We start from the raw sequence: 17,319 nt of genomic DNA on the forward strand, positions 1-17,319 counted from the left end.
ATGCCAGGCAATAAAAATGCTGACTGGAGCACCGCTATCGGGAGCAAGCCCCCTCCCACAGGAGGAAGTCTCTATTATGAGAGCTTTGTCTCTTTATTGAGATTGGATGATGCCCAGCGCCACCATCTTCTTGTACAGCGTCGACCGCCCAAGCCCCAGGCGCCTGGCCGCCTCCACCACATTGCCGTCACAGGCTTGCAGTGCGCCCGTGATCACCTGCCGATCAAAGCGTTCCCGTGCAGCGCTGAACGACTCACCCTCGATCGCCCGCAGCGTACTGCGCTCCACCGGGCTGAACGTACCGATCGCCGCTCGAATGTCTGCGGCATTCAACACCAGGTCATCACTCAACAACGCCGCACGCTCCAGCACATTGCGCAGCTCGCGGATATTCCCCGGCCACGCATGTTGCGCCAGCAACCCCAAGGCCTCGGGGGCGAGTTCGTGGCGGCTGAGCAGTTCTTCAAGAATCGCCTCGCTCAGCGCCGGGATGTCCTCCAGGCGCTCACGCAAGGGCGGCACCTGGATCGGCAGCACGTTGAGCCGGTAATACAAGTCCGCACGAAACTCACCGCGCTTGATCGCCGCTTCCAGGTCCATGGAGGTGGCGGCGATCACGCGTACATCGCTGTGCAGCATCTCGTTGGAACCGACCGGTTCATATTCCTTTTCCTGCAGCACCCGCAGCAGTTTGCTTTGCAGCGGCAGCGGCATATCGCCAATTTCATCGAGAAACAGCGTGCCGCCCTGGGCGATCTGCAGTTTGCCGGGGCGCCCCTTACGGTCGGCGCCGGTAAACGCGCCGGGGGCGGTGCCGAAGAATTCGGCCTCCAGCAGGTCTGCGGGGATGGCCGCGCTGTTGATACTGACGAAGGCTTTGCTCGCCCGATTCGAAGCGCCATGAATCGCCTGAGCGAGCAGCTCCTTGCCGGTGCCGGTCTCGCCAAGCAGCAATACCGGTGACTCGGCACTCGCACTGCGGCGTGCCCGGCGTTTGACTTCCAGGCTGGCAGTGCTGGTGCCGATAAAATGGGCGAAGTTGTACTTGCTCTGACGCTTGCGCAGCAGCGAGCGGGTCGACGCCAGCTCCTGTTGCATGCTCAGGTAACGTTCGATCATCGGCGACAGGTTGCGCAGTTCATCAAACAGCGCAAAGCCAATCGCCCCGATCACTGCCCCGGCTTCGTCATGGATCGGCAGGCGCATCACCACCAGCGGGCCTTTGGGCGTGTCCTGGATATCCAGCAGAATCGGCCGGTCGGTGCGCACCACTTGGCGCAGCAGGCTGTTGGAAATGACCTTCTCACAGGGCTGGCCGATGGCTTCGTCAGCGCTGTTGAGCCCGAAGCGCTTGGCGTAGCGCTCGTTCATCCAGACGATATTTGCGTCGCGGTCGACAATCACCGTGCCTTCACTGGACTGCTCGATGATCTCGAACAGCGACTGGATCGCCTGGCCGCGAACCTGTTGGTAGTCCTTGAGGCTGGTACTCATGCGTGCAGAATCCTGTAGGCGCGAGCTTGCTCGCGAAAAACATCAACGATAACGCAGCGCTGCCCGATACCCCGTGTCGCCTATTTGTGCTTCGCGAGCAAGCTCGCTCCTACAAGGGGATGTGCGCCGCTGCCAGCAGCTCTTTGGTGTAAGGGTGTTGCGGTGCATCGAACACGTCGTGGCTCGCGCCGCGCTCCACCACTTTGCCGTCCTTGATCACAATCATGTCATGGGCCATGGCGCGTACCACGGCCAGGTCATGGCTGATAAACAGGTAGGTCAGGCCGTATTTTTCCTGCAACTCACGCAGCAACGCTACCACCTGTTTCTGCACTGTCCGGTCGAGTGCCGAAGTGGGTTCGTCGAGCAGCATCAGTGCAGGCTTGAGCACCAATGCGCGGGCGATGGCGATGCGTTGACGCTGGCCGCCGGAAAACTCATGGGGGTAACGATGCCGGCTCTCTGGGTCGAGGCCCACATCCTTGAGCACCTGGATCACCTGGGCGTCGCGATCTTCCAGGCTGCACGGCGCATGCACTTCCAGGCCTTCGCTGATGATCTGCTGCACCGACATGCGCGGGCTGAGGCTGCCGTAAGGGTCCTGGAACACCACCTGCATCTGCTTGCGCCACGGGCGCATCTGCTGAGGGTTCAGCGGGTCCAGGGCCGCACCCTGGAAGCGGATGCTGCCGGTGGACTCCAGCAGGCGCAGGATCGCCTGGCCCAGGGTGGATTTGCCCGAGCCAGATTCGCCGACAATCCCCAGGGTCTTGCCGCGCTGTACGCTGAGGCTGATGCCATCCACTGCGCGCAGGTAGGTCTTGCGTCGAAACAGACCGCCGCCGAGCGGGAATTGCACGCTCAGGTCGTCCACCTGCAACACCGTTTCGCGTTCATCACGGCACAGCACATCACCGCTCGGCTCGGCGTCCAGCAGCAGGCGGCTGTAAGGGTGCTGCGGTGCGTTGAACAAGGTCTGGCAGTCCGCCTGCTCGACAATGTCCCCGGCGCGCATCACGCACACGCGTTGAGCAATGCTGCGGACCAGGTTGAGGTCGTGACTGATCAATAGCAGCGACATGCCCAGGCGTTCCTGCAGGGACTTGAGCAGCAGCAGGATCTTGCGTTGCACGGTGACGTCCAGCGCGGTGGTCGGTTCGTCGGCGATCAGCAGTTCCGGCTCGCACGCCAGGGCCATGGCGATCATCACCCGCTGGCGCTGACCACCGGAGAGTTGGTGCGGGTAAGCCTTGAGCCGCTCCCGGGGCTTCTGGATGCCCACCAGGTCGAGCAATTGAAGGATGCGCGCCTGTGCCGCCTTGCCGCCCAGGCCCTTGTGCAGCAGCAAGGTTTCGCCGATCTGTTTTTCGATGCTGTGCAGCGGGTTGAGGGACGTCATCGGCTCCTGGAAGATCATTGCAATCCGGTTGCCACGCAGCTTTTGCAGGGTGGCTGGCGACGCCCCGATCAACTCCTGGCCACGGTACTTCACCGAGCCTGTGGTGCGCGTACCGGCTTCGGGCAGCAGTTGCAGGATCGAATGCGCCGTCACCGACTTGCCCGAGCCCGATTCACCCACTAGCGCCAGGCATTCGCCAGGACGGATATCCAGGCTCAGGTTGCGCACCACGGTCTGGCCGCTGAAAGCGACGCTGAGGTCGCGGATTTCGATCAGGTTCATACGGCGTCACTCATGAACGTGGGTCGAAGGCATCACGTAATGCCTCACCGATAAAGACCAGCAGCGACAAGATCAGCGCCAGGCTGAAAAACGCCGTCAGGCCCAGCCAGGGCGCTTGCAGGTTCTGCTTGCCCTGGGCGATCAGTTCGCCCAGGGAAGCGCTGCCTGCAGGCATGCCGAAGCCGAGGAAATCCAGGGCGCTCAAAGTGGAAATCGCCCCGGTCAGGATAAACGGCAGGTAGCTCAGGGTGGCGGTCATGGCGTTGGGCAGGATATGCCGGCGAATGATTTTGCCATTGCCCAGGCCCAATGCCCGTGCGGCCTTGACGTATTCCAGGTTGCGTCCGCGCAGGAACTCGGCACGCACCACGTCCACCAGGGCCAGCCAGGAAAACAACGCCATGATCCCCAGCAGCCACCAGAAATTCGGCTCGACGAAACCCGAAAGGATGATCAGCAGGTAGAGCACCGGCAACCCGGACCACACCTCGAGGATGCGCTGGCCGAGCAGGTCGATCCAGCCGCCGTAAAAGCCTTGCAATGCGCCGGCAGCGATGCCGATAGCGGCGCTGATGGCGGTGAGCGCCAGGGCAAACAGGATCGACACCCGGGCGCCGAAGATCACCCGCGCCAGTACATCCCGTGCCTGGTCATCGGTGCCCAACCAGTTCACCGCAGACGGTGGGCTGGGGGCGGGGCGGGTCAGTTCGTAGTTGGGCGTGTCGTCGCTGAACGGAATCGGCGGGAACAGCATCCAGCCGCCGTCCTGCTTGATCAGCTTTTGCACGTAGTCGCTGCGGTAATCGGCCTGGAACGGCAACTGCCCGCCGAACTGCTGTTCGGTGTAGCGCTTGAAGACCGGGAAATACAGCTCGTTCTTGTAGCTGAGCACCAGGGGCTTGTCATTGGCGATCAGCTCGCCGCCCAATGTCAGGATAAACAGCCCGATAAACAGCCACAGTGACCACCAGCCGCGACGGTTCTTCTTGAAACGCTCGAAACGCCGACGGGCCACGGGGGAAAGATTGAGCATCAGGCGTTCCTCGCGGCGAAGTCGATACGCGGGTCCACCAGGGTGTAGCAGAGGTCACCGATCAGTTTTATCAAGAGCCCGAACAGGGTGAAGATAAACAGCGAGCCGAACACCACCGGGTAATCGCGGGACACCGCCGCTTCGTAGCTCATGCGGCCCAGGCCATCGAGGGAAAAGATCACCTCGATCAGCAGCGAGCCGGCAAAGAACACCGCGATAAACGCTTGGGGAATGCCCGAGATCACCAACAACATCGCATTGCGGAACACATGCCCGTACAGCACGCGTCGCTCGCTCAAGCCCTTGGCGCGGGCGGTCACCACGTACTGGCGCGTGATTTCATTGAGGAACGAGTTTTTGGTCAGGATAGTCAGCGTGGCGAACCCGCCGATCACCAATGAGGTGACGGGCAAGACCAGGTGCCAGAAATAGTCGGCGATTTTGCCCACGGTGCTCAGCTCTTCGAAGTTTTCCGACACCAGCCCGCGCACCGGGAACCAGTTCAACGAAGTGCCGCCGGCAAAGAGCACGATCAGGAACATGGCGAACAGGAACGCCGGCATGGCATAGCCGATGACAATCGCGGTGCTGCTCCACACGTCGAAACTGCTGCCATGACGCACGGCCTTGCGAATCCCTAGGGGGATCGACACCAGGTAGGTGATCAGCGTGGCCCACAGGCCGAGAGAAATGGTCACCGGCATTTTTTCGAGGATCAGGTCGATCACAGTCTTGCCGCGAAAGAAACTGTTGCCAAAGTCCAGTTGGGCATAGCTCTTGAGCATCAGCCACAGGCGTTCCGGCGCGGGCTTGTCGAAGCCGTACTGTTTCTCGATGTCGGCAATCAGCTTCGGGTCCAGGCCCCGGCTGGCGCGTGAGCCGCCGCTGACGCTTTCGCCGGACGAGCCGCCGACGCCACCGCCGCCGATCCCCTGCAAGTGGGCGATGGCCTGTTCCACCGGGCCACCGGGCGCGGCCTGTACGATCACGAAATTCACCAGCAGGATGATCACCAACGTCGGGATGATCAACAGCAGGCGCCGTACGATGTAGGCAAACATCAGTGGGTCGCTCCGCGTTTTTTCAATTCGGCGTTCATTTGCTCATTGGTCAACGGTGTCGGACTGATCTCCCACCAGGTTTCCAGGGCTTCGTCGTTTTTGGCCTCGATGGCGGGGCGGCCGAAGCGGTTCCACCAGGCCGCCGAGGTGCCGGGCGGGTAGTAGTTGGGAATCCACAGGTAGTTCCACTGCAGCACCCGGTCCAGGGCGTGGGCGTAGGTGAGCATCTGGGCTTGGGTGTCGGCTTTGACCAGGCCCTTGATCAACGTGTCGACGGCCGGGTCCTTGAGCACCGCGTAGTTGTTGGCGCCTGGATCGTAGGCCGCAGCTGAACCGAAGTAGTTGTACAGCTCCATGCCGGGTGAGGTGGTGACCGGGAAGCCGATCACGATCATGTCGTAGTCTCGGGCCATGATTCGATTCACGTATTGGGAAGCGTCGATGCGCCGGATATTCAGGGTGATGCCGATCTGCGCCAGGTTGCGCTTGTACGGCAGCAGCAGGCGTTCCAGCCCGGCCTGGGCGCTGAGAAAGGTGAACTCCAGCGCTTCGCCGTCGGCGTTGACCAGTTTGTCACCGTCGGGTTTCCAGCCGGCTTCTTCCAGCAGGGCCAGCGCTTGCAGCTGTTTGTCGCGGATCATGCCGCTGCCGTCGGTGACCGGTGCCTTGAACACCTGGGTGAACACCTCGTCGGGCACTTGCCCACGCAAGGGTTCGAGAATCGCCAGTTCCTCTTGTGTGGGCGGTTGGCTGGCGGCCAGCGGGCTGTTGGAGAAGAAGCTCTGCTGGCGGATATACATATTGCGCATCATCTGCCGGTTGGCCCATTCGAAATCCCACAGCATCGCCAGGGCCTGGCGCACGCGGCGGTCCTTGAACATCGGTTTTTGCACGTTGAACACATAGCCCTGGGCCGGTTGCGGCATTTCCTTGGCCAAATGGGCGCGTTGCAGGCGGCCATCGTCCAGGGCCGGCCCGTTGTAGCCGATGGAATAGCCGGTGGCGGAAAACTCGCGGTTGAAATCATAGGCGCCACCGCGCAGCACCTGGCGGGCGACTTCGGTGTCGCCGAAATATTCCAGGCTCAGGTGGTCGAAGTTGTACAGGCCACGGCTGACCGCAAGGTCCTTGCCCCACCAGTTGGGGTCACGGGTAAAGGTGATGGTGCTGCCGGAGTCGATCTTGCTGATGGTGTACGGGCCACTGCCCAGTGGGGCTTCGTAGCCGCCGCCGTTGGCGAAGTCGCGGGTTTTCCACCAGTGCTCGGGAAACACCGGCAGGGTGGCGACATCCAGGGGCAGGGTGCGGTTTTCATTGCTGGAAAAGTCGAAACGCACCTGGCGCTCGCCTTCGACTTCGACGTGCTTGACGTCGGCGAACAGCGTCCGAAAGCGCAAGCTGCCCTGGGTCATCAGCAAGTCGAAGCTGTAGCGCACGTCTTCGGCAGTGATCGGCTTGCCATCGGCGAAGCGTGCCTTGGGGTTGAGGAAGAAGCGCAAGGACAAACCGTCATCGGCGCGTTCCATCTTCTCTGCCACCAGGCCATACACGGTATAGGGTTCATCCAGGGAGCGCTGGGCGAGGGGCGCATAGAGCCAGCCGTCGACCTGGGATACGCCGATGCCTTTGTCGATATACGGCAGCACATGGTCGAAGCGCCCGATCTCGATGGCCGAGCGCCGCAGGCTGCCGCCCTTGGGGGCGTCGGGGTTGACATAGTCGAAGTGGCTGAAGCCGGCGGGATACTTGGCCGGTTCGCCGTACACCGTCAGGTAGGTCTGCGGGGCCGCGATCACGGCGGTACTGGCCAGCAGCAGGGCCAGGGAGGTACTGAGCAGTCTGGAAAAAGCCAATCGCATTATCAGCCTTGAACGCCGGGTGAAGAAGAATAGGGATTTGTACGCTAACGGCATCCGTGTCGCCAGTCATCACATGCACAACGGCCCACCAAGAGGCGGGCCGTTGTTTATCGCATCAGCGCGGACGGGATCAGTCCTGGCGGCTGGTGACTTCCAGCAGGTGATAACCGAACTGGGTCTTCACCGGGCCTTGCACGGTATTGATCGGGGCGCTGAATACGACGGTGTCGAATTCCTTGACCATCTGGCCTGGACCGAACGAACCCAGGTCACCGCCTTGGCGGCTGGAAGGGCAGCTGGAGTTGGCTTTGGCGATTTCTGCGAAATCAGCGCCGCCTTCGATTTGGGCCTTCAGTTCGTTGCACTTGTCTTCGCTGGAAACGAGGATATGACGGGCGGTGGCTTTGGCCATGGGAGTAACTCCTTGAATGAAAAGGGTGAGCCTACCGGATTCAGGCGGTTATTTCCTGGCAAAGTTCCGATCCGATGAACCAGCGGTCATTCTTGAACGCCCAGGAACTGTCTGTGCTCAGCTCAGGACGATATAGTCATTTTGCTGAATGATGGGGCGATGCGAGCCTTGTACGAGGTGAATATAGCGGCCGTCCACCAGGTCGATGGGCAGGCAGTCGTCGACATCCATCACGCGGTCGGTGTGGGCCAGAGACCAGTGGCTCAGCATCTTCTGTTTGCCTTTGGCCTTGGCTTCCTGCGGGTTGCGGGCCACGACCAGCACGTAGTGATGAGCTTCGCCAAAGGCGCCGGCTTCATAGCCGCCGAGATTGATGAAGTACAACCGCTGGGCATCGGCGCTCGGCGCCAGGTGGCTCACTTCGACTTTCCAGCCATCCACACCGTCGACCCCCATCCACGCATCGATATGCATACCGGACGGGCTGCCGAACCAGTTGTCGCGCAATTGCGGATAAGTGGCTTGCAGCGTATCCGCCACGGTAAAGACCACATCGTGCACTTCGATTCGGGCCCTGGGGTGCTTGCCCCCGAGCATCACTACAAACAGCATGGGAGAGCTACCTGGCGAGTGGGCAAAACGTAACCATACTTCGATTGAACCCTTCTGTCCGCTCAGTGCCACACTCTAGACCTGCGAACTCATCAGGAGATTGTCATGCGTACCATTGATCTGGCTGGCGTTCCTGTGCCGGTCATCGGCCAGGGGACCTGGCGCATGGGCGAAAACCCGGACCAGCAGCGCGCCGAAGTGGCCGCGCTGCAGTTGGGTATCGACGAGGGCATGCGCCTGATCGATACCGCCGAGATGTACGGCGAGGGCGGCGCCGAACGGGTGGTCGGCGAGGCCATTCGCGGCAGGCGTGACCAGGTGTTCCTGGTCAGCAAGGTGTACCCTCACAATGCCAGTCACCAGGGCGTTCCACGAGCCTGCGAAGCCAGCCTGCAACGCTTGGGCACGGACTACATTGACTTGTATCTGTTGCATTGGCGTGGCCAGTACCCCCTTGAAGAAACCGTCGAGGCGTTCGAGCGCCTGCGTGAGGCCGGCAAGATCGGCCGTTGGGGTGTCTCCAATTTTGATGTCGCCGACCTGCAGGAGCTGGCATCGCCGGCCTGTGCGACCAACCAGGTGCTCTACAACATCGAAGAGCGCGGTATCGAGTTCGACTTGCTGCCGTGGTGGCAGCAACATCATTTGCCGTTGATGGCTTATTGCCCGATTGCGCAAGGCGGTGAGCTGTTGTCCAGTTCCACGCTCAAGCAGGTTGCTCATCGCCATGGTGTGACGCCTGCCCAGGTTTGCCTTGCTTGGGTTTTGCGTCAGGAAGGGGTGATTGCTATCCCCAAGGCCGTCAAGCCCGAGCATGTGCGGCTTAATGCCGGGGCTGCGAAACTGGTGTTGGATGAGCATGATCTGGATGCGATTGATCGTGTATTTGGTGCGCCCAGGCGTAAGCATCCGTTGGCGATGGTGTAGCACCTGTGGTGAGGGGGCTTGCTCCCGTGGCGGCCTATGGGCCGACCAGGATGTCGGAATGGGTTGTGTACATATCCATTGCTGCGGTAACGGCGGCTTAGGGTTCCGCTCTTACAGCGGCTCACTTTTGGAAAGGCCCAAAAGTAAGCAAAAGGCCTTTGCCCCACCACTCGGCACCTCGCTCAGGCTCGGTGTGCCCGAACGCAGGCTTGAATCCGTGGGCCGCCGCTACGCGCCATCCATGGCGCGGGGCGGCTAACCCGGCGTCCTGCCGGGTTACCCACGGATTCAAGCCTGCGTTCGGCCAGCGTGGTTTAACGGGGCGCCTGAGATCAAGATCCAAAGCAGATCAAAAGCAGATCTAGAGCAGATCAAAAGCAACATCAAAACACGGCAGACAGTGCGTCACGGCCGTTGTTGCTGTAGGTACCCACGCCTCCAGCAGCAGGAGCGGCGCCTTCCCTGGCTGCCGGTCCTGCGTGAGCCTTACTTAACTGGCCACTGGGCTGCGCCAGTCGTCAGAGCCGGACGTGCCGGCGACTTCGTGGGTCCAGACGATTTTGCGATAGGTGAAATACACATCCTCCAGATGGGTGAAATGCGCGTTGTCGGGGTCCTGGCAATTAGGCATGCGCGATTGAATGTCCACGATGGTCGCGCCCTCGAGCTCCATGGTGAAGTAGTGTTCCTGGGTTCCGGCTGACGAAGTGCGGAACCATTCGAGCCGGCACGTCACTTCTTCGCCTGAGGTCAGTGCGCTGAATAGCAGTGGTGAGGATTTGTCGAAAATCTTGCTGATCATGAGGGGCTTATGTACCCGTTGCCCCGTCGGCTGGCCTGATTGCGGGTCGCGGGGAATGATCACCTGGTGAGCAAATGCCTGCACCAGGATCTGATCTTCATGACCTTCCTGAAAAAGATTGCCTACTGAGTCCTGGGTGAATGTACCCGCCGTAATCAAACCTTGTTTGACGCCGGTGACGGAGAGGTACGCGGGTGTTGGCATGACTGGTTTCCTTGCCTGATTAAGTAGGGATTGCCGAACGGCTTCGTTGCCGGACGGGCAAGTAGTTCCTATAACAAGAAGCGTGCCTGAAATTAGAAGGTGCAATGAAATAAGGGGGCGGAAGAGTTGAGCGGAGAATGTTGGAAAGTTGTGGTGAGGGTTTTGCCATTTTTTTCGGTAGTTGTTTGCGCATATATGTGCAGTTAGTTGCTCATGCGATTCGGGCTGTCACTGTTGAGTCCTGGGATGTGACGCGGTTTTTTTTGATCCATTTGACTGTGCAATTTGTTGCGCAGGTCTCGGTTTTATTGGTTTGTAGGAAAATCCTTAAGTGATTTTCTGTTGCTTGATGATTGGCTCCGGCATGGCTAGTGTTCGCACACTTCATTCACTCGCTGGGTGAAAGTTAAATGGCATTCTGATGCGCATCTAAAGAGCGGTTAGTTTGTTTTTTTCTGTGATGGATAGTTGTGTGCGCCTCTAAATGGATTACTCGGAAAAGCTTTGCGACTATTACCTTGAATTGGCGCGGCGACCGTGTTCGCCAAACGCGTTTGCTGGAAGTGATATGCGCTTTTCAGGCGAGTTCGAGGCACTGGAAGCGGAGCTGGGCAAGGCGCATTCGATTCATGGCGCGAGCCTGCCCGATTGGCAGAAGGTCAGTGAGCTCAGCGAGCACTTTTTGCGTGAGCATTCCAAGGACCTGCGAGTCGCCGTCTGGTTGACCTGGGCCCTTCATCAGCGTGATTCATTCGCCGGACTGTTGGCGGGGCTCGCTCTGCTGCGGCATCTCTGTGAGCATCACTGGGTTGTGGTCTACCCGGTCAAGCCGCGTACACGCGTTGCCGCGTTGGGTTGGTTGGTGCTGCGGCTGGAGCAGCTCTTTGCGCAGGACCTTTCGCTTCTGGATCAGCGGCCTTTGTTTCAGGCGTTACATGACCACCTCATCCGACTCGATGAGCTATGGGACCAGCATCTTGGAGCGGACGCACCCCTGTTGTTACCGATCCGCAGGCAGCTGTCGGAGCGCTTGGCGCGTACTTCGCGAGGCGCGGCTGAGCCTGGCGGTGTCTTGAGTGTGATTGCCCAGGTCAAGCAAGCGACCACGCAATTGCTCAAGCCGGAGCCGGCGGTGAACAACGAAAAAGACGCGCACAAATTACTACGCGCCTTGCAGGAGCAGGCCCGTCCTTTGTGCGCCTGGTGGTTGCGCCAGAGTGCCAGTGACGTGCGCGCATTGCGCCTGAGCCGCACCTTGGCGTGGCTGACGCTCATCAATTATCCCGACGCCAATGGTGAGCGCGTTACGGCTCTGCGCCCGCTCTCTGCCGACAAACTCAAGCGTTGTCAGGAGCGCCTCAGCCAAGGTCATTACGCTGATCTGTTGCTGGAGCTTGAAGTCAGCCTGGCCGGTGCATTGTTCTGGTTTGACGGACTGCGTATGGCCTGGGAGTGCCTTGAGGCGTTGCAGGCAGAGCCCGCCAGGACCGAGCTGGAAATGCACTTTGCTTTGCTCCTGCAACGCCTGCCGGGCTTGCCTGACTACAGGTTCGACGACGGAACACCGTTCGCGGATCCGGCTACCTGTGAATGGATCACCCTGCATGTCATGCGTCACCTGCAAAGGACCGAGCCCTCCAGCGTTGTGCCCGATGTGGCAGGCGAATCGTGGGATGCGGCCTTGCAGGCGGTGATGCCGGTGCTGCGCAAGGAAGGACTCAAGGCCGCGGTTGCTGTGCTCAAGCAAGGGCAGCAGGCGGCACGCGGCGAACGGGCCCGTTTCCACTGGCAACTCGCACTCGCCCGGTTGTGCATGCGGGCCGGCAAGCACGACCTGGGCAGGGTTCAGCTGGAACAACTGGACCTCGAATTGCAACGCGCCGGGCTCGAACGCTGGGAGCCGCAACTGGCTCTGCAAGTCGCTCGGCTGCTGTATCGCTGCTATGACCGCTTGCCACAAAGTCACACCGTGCGCGAAAGCAAGGATCTCACCCATCGCCGGTTGTGCCACTTCGACCTTGAAGCAGTACTTGAATGAAGCCCGATCAAAAAGGAGATACAACATGGCCAAAGACGGTTCGGTAGCCCCCAAGGAACGTATCAACATCACCTTCAAACCTGCGGTCGGCGGGGTTCAGGAGGAGGTCGAGCTACCGCTGAAGTTGCTGGTGCTGGGGGATTTCTCCCAGCGTGAAGACCCGCGCAAGCTCGAGGATAGAAAGCCCATCGGCATCGACAAGAACACCCTTGACGAGGTGTTGGCGAAACAGGCGCTCAGCTTGACGCTGAGTGTGCCCAATCGTCTGCAGGAGGCGGCTGACGTCGAGGAGCTGGCCGTCGAGGTGCGGATCAATTCGATGAAGGATTTCAACCCGGCGAATCTCGTCGAGCAAATTCCCGCATTGCAGAAGCTGATGGTACTGCGTGAAGCGTTGATGGCACTCAAGGGGCCGCTGGGTAACACCCCCAGTTTTCGCAAAGCCATCGAACAGGCGTTGGCCGACGACGGTTCCCGCGCTCGGGTTCTGGCCGAACTCGGGTTGAACAATCCAGACGCCTGACATTTTCAGTAAAAGGACACTGACAGCATGACGACCACCCCAAGCAACTCGCAGCCCCTGCAAGGCTCCGCCGAGGGCAGCATCCTCGATAACATTATTGCCCAGACATTATTGAGCGCCGACGACGAGGCTTACGGCATCGCCAAGCGCGGCGTGTCGGCGTTTATCGAAGAGCTGGTCAAGCCGCACAACCGTGCAGAACCGGTCAAGAAACACCTGGTCGACCGGATGATTGCCGAGATCGATATCAAGCTCAGTCAACAAATGGATGAGATTCTGCATCATCCGGATTTCCAGGCGCTGGAGGCGTCCTGGAGAGGGCTGCAGTTACTGGTCGAACGCACTGATTTTCGCGAGAACATCAAGATCGAACTGCTGAATGTCTCGCGCACGGACCTGCTGGACGATTTTGAAGACGCCTCGGAAATTACCCAGTCGGGGCTGTACAAGCATATCTACAGCGCCGAGTACGGCCAGTTCGGCGGTCAGCCGGTAGGCGCGATCATCTCCAACTATTACCTATCCCCCAGCGCACCCGATGTGAAGCTCATGCAATACGTCGCCAGTGTCGCGTGCATGGCCCATGCCCCTTTCATCGCCGCTGCCGGCCCGAGCTTCTTCGGGCTGGAAAGCTTCACCGGATTGCCCGACCTGAAGGACCTCAGGGACCATTTCGAAGGCCCGCAGTTTGCCAAGTGGCAAAGTTTTCGGCAGAGCGAAGACGCCCGTTACATTGCCTTGACCGTACCGCGTTTTCTGTTGCGAACCCCGTACGATCCCCTGGAATGCCCGGTGAGAACCTTTGCCTACCAGGAAAACGTGGTCAACAGCCACGAGCATTATCTATGGGGTAATACCGCCTACGCGTTTGCCACACGATTGACCGACAGCTTCGCGCGTTTTCGCTGGTGCCCGAACATCATCGGCCCACAGAGTGGCGGGGCGGTCGAAGATCTTCCCTTGCATCATTTCCAGAGCATGGGTGAGATCGAAACCAAAATTCCTACCGAGGTCCTGGTTTCAGATCGGCGTGAATATGAACTCGCGCAAGAGGGCTTCATTGCCCTGACCATGCGCAAGGGCAGTGACAACGCAGCGTTCTTTTCCGCCAGCTCAGTGCAAAAGGCCAGGACCTTCGGCATCAGTGAAGAGGGCAAGGCCGCCGAGCTGAATTACCGGCTTGGCACCCAGCTGCCTTACATGATGGTCGTGAACCGCCTGGCCCATTACCTCAAGGTGCTGCAACGCGAGCAATTGGGCTCGTGGAAGGAGCGCACGGACCTGGAGCTGGAGCTCAACAAGTGGATTCGCCAATACGTGGCCGACCAGGAAAACCCCAGTGCCGAGGTGCGTGGGCGTAGGCCATTGCGTGCAGCGCGCATTGTCGTCAGCGATGTCGAGGGCGAGCCGGGCTGGTATCGGGTCAATTTGAGTGTGCGCCCGCACTTCAAGTACATGGGGGCAGACTTCACATTGTCCCTGGTCGGAAAGCTCGATAAAGAATGAGCGGAGGCCAGGGAATGCCCCATCGCAATAGCCTGTTCGAGCGCCTGGAATGTGAGGGCTCGAGCCGAACGTGCAGCGTGATGTCCGTCGCCGCACATCTGGGAAAAATGCTCAGTACGCGTGCAGGCAGTGTTCAGACATTGCCGGACTATGGTCTGCCCGACCTCAATGACATGCGGCTCAGCCTGCACGAGTCGCTGTCTCGGTCCCGCTTGCTGATCGAGCGTTTTATCCGGGCTTATGAACCGAGGTTGGCGAATGTACATGTCAGGGTGTCTCCCCTTGCTCGGGAACCCCTGGCCTTGGCATTTGCCATTGAGGCCGAAATGGCCATCGACGGTGTCAACCAGGCGGTCGTGTTTCATGCACGCCTGGATGATGCAGGACGGGTTGAGGTCGGCACCGATGGCTTTTAACCGTTATTTTCAGAGCGAACTCAGTGCACTTCGCCAGCTGGGTCGGCGTTTTTCCGAGCGTAATCCGGCCTTGGCACCGTTTCTCGCGGAGCCGGGCCAGGACCCGGACGTCGAGCGATTGCTTGAGGGGTTTGCGTTCCTGACCGGTCGTCTGCGCCAGAAGCTGGAAGACGAACTGCCGGAGCTGGCGCATTCCTTGATGCATCTGCTGTGGCCCAACTACATGAGGCCCTTGCCGTCGTTCAGCATCCTGCAATTTGACCCTTTGAAACGCGCGGGCCCCAGTGTTCGTGTGGCGCGGGATACGGCAGTCGAGAGTCTGGCTATCCAGGGCGAGCGCTGCCGCTTTCGAACGTGCTACGCCACGGATGTCATGCCATTGCAACTGTGTGGCCTGGAGTACCTGTGCCGAGGCGAGGGCGCCTGGTTGGACCTGCGCCTGGTGATGAGTGCCGAAGGGCATTTCGGTGACTTGGTGTTCGACTCGTTACGCCTGCATCTGGCTGGCGACCGCTACGCGAGCCAGGCGCTTTATCTTGACCTGTTGCGCCATCTGGATGGCATCCATCTATTGCTGTTGGACGAGGCTGGCTCGCAGGTGACGTGGCCCGATGGCCAGCCCATGACGGTAAGGCTCGGTGCCGGCCAGGTTCAACCGGTGGGGTTTTCCCAGGAGCAGGCGCTGATTCCCTATCCGCAGAACACATTCCGTGGTTACCGCCACTTGCAGGAGTACTTCGCATTTCCCGAGAAGTACCTGTTTGTCGATATTGCGGGGCTGGATGTACTGCACACACTCCCACGAGCATCGCTGGAACAGGTGCACGGCATGGTCATGCGTTTTGAATTGCGCACCCAGACATCCAGCCCCCTGCGGCCCACCCTGGACAACGTCAAGCTGTACTGCACCCCCATCATCAATCTGTTCAAGCTGGATGCGGTGCCCATTCGGCTGGATTGCAAACAGGATGAGTACCTGTTGATGCCCGGGGATTACACGCCGGGCCACGCGGCGGTGTTCGCGGTGGACCGGGTCATCGGCTGGCGTCCTGGCGGGTTGGGCTACCAGACGTATGTGCCGTTCGAATCGTTCGAGCATGACGGCGATGCCGAGTCTCTGGAGGCGCGTCCCAGTTACAGCATTCGTCAGCGCCTGTCGGTGCAGCATGACGGGCTCGACACCTGGATGGGATTCGGCCGTCGTCGCGAACAAGGTCATGAAACCGTATCGGTCGAACTGACCTGCACTAACTGCAACTTGCCACGGCGGCTGCGAGCAGGCGAGATCAATCAGCCCAGTGAGCAGACCCCGGAGTCATTGACGTTCCGAAACATCACGGCGCCCACCGCAAGTTTCGCGCCGCCACTGGATCAAGACTTCCTGTGGAAAGTCATCAGCAACATGTCGCTCAACTATTTGTCACTGGCCGATATCAACGCCTTGAAAGTGATTCTCGAAACCTACGATCTGCCGCGTTATCACGATCGGCAAGCGTTGAAAGTCAGCCGCAAGCGCTTGGGTGCACTGCGTTCCATCAGCCACGAGGCTGTTGATCGATTGCATCGAGGGTTGCCCGTCCGGGGGTTGCGGGTGGACCTGAGCATCGACCCCCAAGGCTTTCTGGGGCAGGGCGACATGTTTGTGTTTGCGTCGGTCCTCAACGAGTTCTTTGCGCTTTACGCCAGCCTCAACTCGTATCACGAGTTGCGAGTCATCAGCACACAAGGAGATGTGTACCTATGGCCATCCCGGATGGGACAGCAACCCCTGCTTTGACCCTGATCTGCCAGGTTATCCGCGAGTACACGCTATTTCAGGCCGTGCTGCAGGTGATGGAACGATTGCGCGAGGCTCATCCGTTGCTGGATGACGACACGCTGTACGACCAACTGGAGTTCCAGGCCAATCCAGGGCTGGGATTTGCAGGGCATGACATTGACCGGGTGGAGTTCTTCAGGGAGCACGGGCAATTGCGTGCTCGCCTGCGCCTCAACGTATTGGGGCTGTTCGGTGCCGGATCTCCTTTGCCGGCCTTTTATGCCGAGCAGGCCTTTGCCGAGCAGCCGAATGGGAATCCTACCCGCGACTTTCTCGACCTGTTTCACCATCGCCTGCAACGGCTGATGCTGCCGATCTGGCGTAAATACCGCTACCGGGCCTGTTTCCAAACGGGGGCCCGTGATGCTTTTTCCGAGCAGATGTTTGCACTGATTGGCTTGGGGGGCACTGCGATACGAGAGGCCTCGCAACTCGACTGCAAGCGTTTACTGCCTTACCTGGGGCTTTTGAGCTTGCGCGCCCACTCGGCCGCCTTGATTGAGTCGGTGCTGCGTTACTACTTCAAGCACGACCTCATAGGGATCGAGCAATGGGTCGAACGCACGGTGGAGATTACCCACCCACAGCGCAATGAACTGGGCCGCGGCAACAGCTCGCTCGGTCTCGACCTGGTGCTGGGGCAGCGGATTGCCGACCGCAGTGGCAAATTCAGGGTGCACATTCTGGCGCTGTGTTGGCGGCGCTTTCACGAGTTCCTGCCCATGGGGCCTGCGTATCAGCCCCTGTGTTCGCTGGTGCGCCTGGCCACGCGTGACCCACTGGAATACGACCTGCGGCTGGTATTGGCGCAAGGGGAAGTGCGGGCGTTGTACATCGGTGAGAGCAATGTCTGTCGCCTGGGTTGGACCAGCTGGCTGGGAACCGAGCGCGCCGATGGTGTGGTCACCCTCTCCGGTAATTTTCATTAGGGA

General features: G+C 59.9%; 15 protein-coding genes. 7 read left to right on the top strand and 8 right to left on the bottom strand.

From position 1 onward, the window contains the following. Window positions 1-93 precede the first annotated feature (93 nt). The 7 genes from ACQRBT_RS20995 to ACQRBT_RS21025 all read right to left on the bottom strand — a co-directional run bounded on the left by ACQRBT_RS20995 (window position 94) and on the right by ACQRBT_RS21025 (window position 8,152). Window positions 94-1,494: a sigma-54 interaction domain-containing protein gene (locus tag ACQRBT_RS20995; RefSeq protein ID WP_244383324.1), complete on the bottom strand. Its 1,401-nt coding sequence runs from the start codon at window positions 1,492-1,494 to the stop codon at window positions 94-96. 109 nt (window positions 1,495-1,603) lie between these two features. After that, entirely contained in the window at window positions 1,604-3,175 is a 1,572-nt protein-coding gene (locus ACQRBT_RS21000; RefSeq protein WP_090370575.1) for an ABC transporter ATP-binding protein, read from the bottom strand. A gap of 10 nt (window positions 3,176-3,185) precedes the next feature. Further along, complete coding sequence (locus tag ACQRBT_RS21005; protein ID WP_161549799.1) at window positions 3,186-4,208, bottom strand: ABC transporter permease; 1,023 nt, start codon at window positions 4,206-4,208, stop codon at window positions 3,186-3,188. Then, entirely contained in the window at window positions 4,208-5,269 is a 1,062-nt protein-coding gene (locus ACQRBT_RS21010; protein ID WP_060752575.1) for a microcin C ABC transporter permease YejB, read from the bottom strand. Before ACQRBT_RS21010 ends, ACQRBT_RS21005 begins: the two co-directional genes overlap by 1 nt. Next, complete coding sequence (locus tag ACQRBT_RS21015; RefSeq protein WP_412047527.1) at window positions 5,269-7,128, bottom strand: extracellular solute-binding protein; 1,860 nt, start codon at window positions 7,126-7,128, stop codon at window positions 5,269-5,271. Before ACQRBT_RS21015 ends, ACQRBT_RS21010 begins: the two co-directional genes overlap by 1 nt. A 130-nt stretch (window positions 7,129-7,258) precedes the next feature. Beyond that, complete coding sequence (locus ACQRBT_RS21020; RefSeq protein WP_060752577.1) at window positions 7,259-7,540, bottom strand: peptidylprolyl isomerase; 282 nt, start codon at window positions 7,538-7,540, stop codon at window positions 7,259-7,261. A 117-nt stretch (window positions 7,541-7,657) separates the two neighbouring features. Beyond that, window positions 7,658-8,152 (bottom strand): DUF1543 domain-containing protein, encoded by a 495-nt coding sequence (locus ACQRBT_RS21025; protein WP_060752578.1) that lies wholly within the window; start codon window positions 8,150-8,152, stop codon window positions 7,658-7,660. A gap of 105 nt (window positions 8,153-8,257) precedes the next feature. On the opposite strand from ACQRBT_RS21025, the gene ACQRBT_RS21030 reads away from it, so the two are divergent. Next, a complete protein-coding gene (locus ACQRBT_RS21030) occupies window positions 8,258-9,079 on the top strand; it encodes an aldo/keto reductase (protein WP_060752579.1) in 822 nt (273 codons plus the stop codon). 490 nt (window positions 9,080-9,569) lie between these two features. Here the strand turns inward: ACQRBT_RS21030 and ACQRBT_RS21035 are convergent, their stop codons facing one another. After that, a complete protein-coding gene (locus ACQRBT_RS21035; protein WP_060752580.1) occupies window positions 9,570-10,085 on the bottom strand; it encodes an Hcp family type VI secretion system effector in 516 nt (171 codons plus the stop codon). A gap of 484 nt (window positions 10,086-10,569) precedes the next feature. Between ACQRBT_RS21035 and tssA the strand changes: the two genes are divergently transcribed. The 6 genes from tssA to tssG are packed head-to-tail and all read left to right on the top strand — an operon-like array spanning window position 10,570 to window position 17,316. After that, window positions 10,570-12,123 (top strand): type VI secretion system protein TssA, encoded by a 1,554-nt coding sequence (gene tssA, locus ACQRBT_RS21040; protein ID WP_412047526.1) that lies wholly within the window; start codon window positions 10,570-10,572, stop codon window positions 12,121-12,123. Window positions 12,124-12,148: 25 nt separating this feature from the next. Beyond that, window positions 12,149-12,646 (top strand): type VI secretion system contractile sheath small subunit, encoded by a 498-nt coding sequence (tssB, locus tag ACQRBT_RS21045; protein ID WP_104994008.1) that lies wholly within the window; start codon window positions 12,149-12,151, stop codon window positions 12,644-12,646. Between the two features lie 27 nt (window positions 12,647-12,673). Further along, a complete protein-coding gene (gene tssC / locus ACQRBT_RS21050) occupies window positions 12,674-14,152 on the top strand; it encodes a type VI secretion system contractile sheath large subunit (protein ID WP_412047525.1) in 1,479 nt (492 codons plus the stop codon). A 14-nt stretch (window positions 14,153-14,166) separates the two neighbouring features. Further along, window positions 14,167-14,568: a type VI secretion system baseplate subunit TssE gene (gene tssE, locus ACQRBT_RS21055; protein WP_060752584.1), complete on the top strand. Its 402-nt coding sequence runs from the start codon at window positions 14,167-14,169 to the stop codon at window positions 14,566-14,568. Beyond that, window positions 14,558-16,345 (top strand): type VI secretion system baseplate subunit TssF, encoded by a 1,788-nt coding sequence (gene tssF, locus ACQRBT_RS21060; protein WP_412047524.1) that lies wholly within the window; start codon window positions 14,558-14,560, stop codon window positions 16,343-16,345. Before tssE ends, tssF begins: the two co-directional genes overlap by 11 nt. Beyond that, on the top strand, window positions 16,309-17,316 hold the full coding sequence (gene tssG, locus ACQRBT_RS21065) for a type VI secretion system baseplate subunit TssG (RefSeq protein ID WP_060752586.1): 1,008 nt from the start codon (window positions 16,309-16,311) through the stop codon (window positions 17,314-17,316). Before tssF ends, tssG begins: the two co-directional genes overlap by 37 nt. Window positions 17,317-17,319 lie beyond the last annotated feature (3 nt).

The organism is Pseudomonas sp. R19M (assembly GCF_050312585.1).
Lineage (GTDB): Bacteria > Pseudomonadota > Gammaproteobacteria > Pseudomonadales > Pseudomonadaceae > Aquipseudomonas > Aquipseudomonas palleroniana.